This window comes from Roseburia sp. 1XD42-69 (assembly GCF_003612565.1).
GTDB lineage: Bacteria > Bacillota > Clostridia > Lachnospirales > Lachnospiraceae > Roseburia_B.
The window spans coordinates 1-4,026 of the sequence record NZ_RAZG01000142.1; the positions used below are offsets into that span (position 1 = coordinate 1).

5 protein-coding genes are annotated in these 4,026 nt (G+C 41.9%); all 5 read left to right on the top strand.

Features of this window, described 5'->3' with window-relative positions; genetic code table 11:
- Positions 1–145: 145 nt before the first annotated feature.
- From pseF to pseB, 5 genes are read left to right on the top strand one after another with little or no spacing between them, the layout of a single operon-like run.
- Complete coding sequence (gene pseF, locus D7Y06_RS24170; protein WP_120410049.1) at positions 146–841, top strand: pseudaminic acid cytidylyltransferase; 696 nt, start codon at positions 146–148, stop codon at positions 839–841.
- Between the two features lie 12 nt (positions 842–853).
- Complete coding sequence (pseI, locus tag D7Y06_RS24175) at positions 854–1,903, top strand: pseudaminic acid synthase (protein ID WP_120410050.1); 1,050 nt, start codon at positions 854–856, stop codon at positions 1,901–1,903.
- Positions 1,904–1,911: 8 nt separating this feature from the next.
- Positions 1,912–2,484, top strand: coding sequence for an acyltransferase (locus tag D7Y06_RS24180; protein ID WP_120410051.1), 573 nt, complete (start codon positions 1,912–1,914; stop codon positions 2,482–2,484).
- Entirely contained in the window at positions 2,474–2,896 is a 423-nt protein-coding gene (locus D7Y06_RS24185) for a MaoC family dehydratase (RefSeq protein ID WP_120410052.1), read from the top strand. Before D7Y06_RS24180 ends, D7Y06_RS24185 begins: the two co-directional genes overlap by 11 nt.
- The gene (gene pseB / locus D7Y06_RS24190) at positions 2,890–3,885 is read left to right on the top strand and encodes a UDP-N-acetylglucosamine 4,6-dehydratase (inverting) (protein ID WP_120410053.1); all 996 of its coding nucleotides are present in this window, start codon (positions 2,890–2,892) and stop codon (positions 3,883–3,885) included. The genes D7Y06_RS24185 and pseB overlap by 7 nt, the downstream gene beginning before the upstream one ends.
- Positions 3,886–4,026: the final 141 nt, after the last annotated feature.

Consider the following 4,026-nt stretch of genomic DNA (forward strand, 5'->3'; position numbering starts at 1 on the left):
TATGTAATTCGGAGACAATCTTCCATGAATTGATGCGCCCCTATATGACAAAAGAGGATTTGGATGATGTTATCGAAGCTTTCCATAAGGTGGCGGATAATTTGGATGAATTGAGATAAAAACAATCTATAACAGAGGTGAGATTATGGCAGGAAAGAGTTTGGCAGTTATCACAGCAAGAGGAGGCAGCAAAAGGATCCCCAAAAAGAATATAAAGGAATTCTGCGGGAAACCCATTATCCAGTATTCCATAGACGCCGCAATGGAAAGCGGAGTTTTTGATGAAGTTATGGTTTCTACGGATGATGAAGAAATAAAGAAAGTTTCGGAGGCCTGCGGGGGAAAGGTGCCCTTTATGCGTTCGGAAAAAACCGCAGGTGATATGGCAATGACACATGAGGTTGTGCTGGAGGTATTGGAGGAATACAAAAAAAGGGGACAGGAATTTGAATATGTCTGCTGTATCTACCCCACTGCCCCCTTTATCACCGGGGAAAAATTAAAAGAGAGCAGGGACAAACTGGAAAAAACAGGCGCTGACGGGGCGATTCCAGTGGTTGCCTACTCATTCCCGCCCCAAAGGTGCTTTGTCATCCAGGATGGAAAGGTGCAGTTCCGGTGGCCTGAAAACCGTCTGGTTCGTTCCCAGGATTTGGAGAAATGGTATCACGACTGCGGCCAGTATTATTTTTTGCGGGTAGATTCCTTTTTGGAAAAGAAGATGATGCTGATGGATAATACCGTGCCTATCATAGTAGATGAAATGGAAGTGCAGGATATTGACAACTATGAGGACTGGGAGTTAGCGGAAATGAAGTATAGAATGCTAAAACGCAATTGAGAGGACGATAAGATGGATTTATATAAGCGCATAAAAGAAGGGACATATATTATTGCAGAAATGTCAGCAAACCATGCAGGAAGCCTCGCCCGGGCAAAAGAAATCATTCATGCCGCAAAGGAATCCGGTGCAGATTGCATAAAAATACAAACTTATACACCGGACACAATAACGATTGATTGTGATAATAAATACTTCCAAATTTCACAAGGGACATGGAAAGGTGAAAATTTGTACCATCTCTATGAAAAAGCCTATACACCATGGGAATGGCAGGGGGAGTTAAAAGAGGAGGCAGAGAAAACCGGAATTGATTTTCTGTCTACCCCCTTTGACAAAACGGCTGTAGATTTTCTGGAAAATCTGAAAGTGGATTTTTATAAAATCGCCTCTTTTGAAGTAGTGGATACACCTCTTATTGAATACATTGCTTCCAAAGGGAAACCAATCATTATGTCAACGGGAATGGCTTCCCTGGGAGAGATTGAAGATGCAGTAAAAGCTGTCCACAGCAAAAACAATAACCAGTTGGTGCTTCTTAGATGCGCCAGTGCATATCCGGCGGTTACAGATGAAATGAATCTTAAGACCATGGTAAACATGAAAGAAACTTTTCAGGTGCCGGTGGGGCTTTCTGACCACTCTATGGGGTCCGTGGGGGCAGTTACTGCAGTTGCACTGGGGGCGTCTGTAATTGAAAAACACTTCTGCCTTGGAAGGGAAATTGAAAACCCGGATTCCTCCTTTTCCATGAACCCGGAAGAATTTAAGCAGATGGTTTCCGATGTGCGCCAGGCAGAAAAGGCAATTGGGAAAGTGCAATATGGACCCACAACACAGGAAACGGAAAGCACAAAGTTTAGACGTTCTGTCTTCTGCACAAAAGATATTAAAAAAGGAGAAATGATAACGGAAGAAAACATACGTATAATCAGGCCGGCTTATGGGATACAGCCCAAATATTATTCAGAAGTTTTGGGGCAGAAGGCATTATGTGACATAATGCGGGGAACTCCATTAGATTTTGGGATGATAGGAAAAGAAAACGAATATGGAAGGTAAGAAATGTTATGAGTAATTTTTTAACGATTAAGGAATTGGAGGCTCTTGGTCTAAAAGGTTACGGTGAAAATGTTCTTATTGGCAGACATGCTGTAATATATACCCCTGCTTCACTAACAATTGGAAACCACGTCAGGATAGACGACTTTTCAATAATCAGTGGAAACGTCACTCTTGGCGATTATATTCATATTTCCCAGTTCTGTGGCTTATACGGTGGTGAGAGCGGCATCTGGATGGAGGATTTTTCAGGGTTATCTTCCAAATGTTCTATCTATGCAGTATCAGATGATTATTCGGGAAATTCAATGACAAATCCAATGGTGCCGCAAGAATATAAGCCTAACAGCATCCATGCACCAGTAAAAATTAAAAGACATGCTATCATCGGGTGCGGTTCTGTAGTGTTGCCCGGTGTCACTGTAAAAGAAGGCACATCGATTGGAAGTATGAGTTTATGTAATAAAACTACGGAAGAATGGTCAGTTTATGTTGGAATACCGGCAAGGCGGATTGGAAACAGAGAGAAAAAAATTCTTGAATTAGAGAAACAACTTATGGAGGATATCAGTGAATCATAAATTTTATATCGGGCAGGAAGAGCAAGAGGAGAAAGTATTCCATGAATCTGATGTAGAACTTTTTGCACAGGTCAGCGGGGACAAAAATCCATTGCACCTAAATGATACATATGCAGAAAAAAGCAGATTTGGAAGAAAAATTGTACACGGAATTTTGGTTTCAAGTTTGATATCTAAAATAATTGGTATGAAATTACCAGGAGAAGGAAGCATTTATCTGGAACAAAACATTCGATTTAGGAAACCGGTTTATGTAGATGAAAAAGTTATTGTAAAAGTAACAATTATAGAAATAAATCAAAATAAGTTTACTCTGAAAACCAACGTTTATAACATGGATGATGAATGTTTGATTGAGGGTGATGCAAAAGTTTTGTATGAGGAAATCGAAAAAGGAGTTACCAAATGTTAAATAATAAAACTATATTAATTACCGGGGGTACAGGATCCTTCGGGAAAAAGTTCCTGGAAAAAATCTTTGCAGAATATGAACCTAAAAAAGTCATTATTTATTCCAGGGATGAATTTAAACAAAGCGTCATGAAAACAGACTATATGGACAAAGTGGACATGAGCAGAGTGCGTTTCTTTATCGGGGATGTTAGAGATAAGGAACGGCTGAACCGGGCCTTTGAAGGCGTAGATTATGTCATCCATGCAGCCGCCATGAAACAGGTCCCCACCTGTGAATATAACCCCATGGAAGCCATTAAGACAAACGTACACGGCGCACAAAACGTCATTGACGCCGCCTTAGACTGCGGGGTCAAAAAGGTTGTGGCATTATCCACGGACAAGGCCGTTAACCCCATTAATCTTTACGGCGGCACAAAGCTGGTTTCCGATAAGCTCTTTATTGCCGCAAATGCGTACCGGGGAAACAACCATGATACCGTATTCTCTGTTGTGCGCTATGGAAATGTTGCCGGAAGCCGGGGCTCTGTGATTCCGATCTGGCAGAAAATCATAGACGAAGGGGGAAAAACCTTAGGCGTCACCGATATGCGCATGACAAGGTTTTGGATTACTTTAGACCAGGGCGTGGATTTAGTCTTTAAAGCATTACACGAATCAAAAGGCGGGGAGACCTACATATCGAAAATCCCTTCCTTTCACATTGGGGACTTGGCAAGAGCCATGCTGCCCGATTGTAACATAGATGAATTTGGCATCCGAGAAGGTGAGAAACTCCATGAGGTTATGGTGACAAAAGACGATTCCCTTTTGACCTTTGAATATGAGAAGCATTACATTATATACCCGCATTTTGAGTGGTGGGATTTTAATGCCGGCTTTACTGAGGGCGGGGTAAAAGTTCCTGACGGATTCGAGTACAATTCCGGTACAAATACCCAGTGGCTTGGCACAGAGGAACTAAAAGAGGCGTTAAAGCGCATATAAGCCAAAGGAGGAACAGAAAGTGCATATACCATACGGCAGGCAGTACATAGATGATGCGGATATACAGGCAGTTGTGGATGTCTTAAAGTCAGACTTTTTAACCACAGGCCCGGCGGTAAGGGACTTTGAAAAGGCAGTGGC

Coding starts and splice junctions, on each gene's coding strand:
- pseI (WP_120410050.1), top strand. CDS start 854: ATGGATTTATATAAGCGCATAAAAGAAGGGACATATATTATTGCAGAA.
- D7Y06_RS24180 (WP_120410051.1), top strand. CDS start 1,912: ATGAGTAATTTTTTAACGATTAAGGAATTGGAGGCTCTTGGTCTAAAA.
- pseF (WP_120410049.1), top strand. CDS start 146: ATGGCAGGAAAGAGTTTGGCAGTTATCACAGCAAGAGGAGGCAGCAAA.
- pseB (WP_120410053.1), top strand. CDS start 2,890: ATGTTAAATAATAAAACTATATTAATTACCGGGGGTACAGGATCCTTC.